Annotated in this window: 1 protein-coding gene; it reads right to left on the bottom strand. The window is 55.8% G+C overall.

Annotated elements, in window-relative coordinates; translation table 11 throughout:
- Positions 1–560: hypothetical protein (locus F8271_RS33680; RefSeq protein WP_225854914.1), on the bottom strand; the 560-nt coding region annotated here is incomplete at its 3' end.
- Positions 561–618: the final 58 nt, after the last annotated feature.

The following is a 618-nucleotide window of genomic DNA, read 5'->3' as shown; positions in this document are numbered from 1 at the left end:
GCAGTTGATGACAAGGCGGCTGCAGCGGGGGTATACCCTGATCGACCGGAGGGCAGGGCAGACGACGAGGGCTGCGGGTGCTGAGACTGCGACGCCACTGAACCCTTCGGCGCAGGACCTACAGGCCCGCGACCCAGCCGGCGCTGATATTCCTCATCCAGCCTGTACCAGACATCAACCCGGTTACCCTTCCCCTTCAACGTACTGTTGGGATCGACAACACCAGTGCCCCTCCTTAGGATATCGTAAAAGGTGGAGTGGACAATTTTTTTATCAGCTGTGAATCCTCTGATGGAATACCCGGGGGGGAGGTCGAGATACGCCATTACAGCACGAACTTTATAATCATCGTTCACCCAACCGGCGATTGCATTTTGACGATCAGTCGAGCAACTGCCGAGAAGTTGGCCTCTCCGCACCTCACCCGAATACCACTTTCGGAATGTAGTTTCACCTAAATCGGGGCGGTTCTCCTCAAGGAAGGTAGCAATGCTTACCGCCCACGGGTTGAGGATGATTTGGTCGGCGAAGAGTTCGAGAGTCTGTTTGTCGCTGAGCATGTGGCTCCTTGGGGTGTGGTGATCTCGCGTCAGTGTCGCGCCAAAGAGTTCAACGGAT

The organism is Micromonospora sp. ALFpr18c (assembly GCF_008868155.1).
Lineage (GTDB): Bacteria > Actinomycetota > Actinomycetes > Mycobacteriales > Micromonosporaceae > Micromonospora.
Note: the sequence above shows the minus strand (reverse complement) of the source record. Positions and strands in the feature narration are given on the sequence as shown.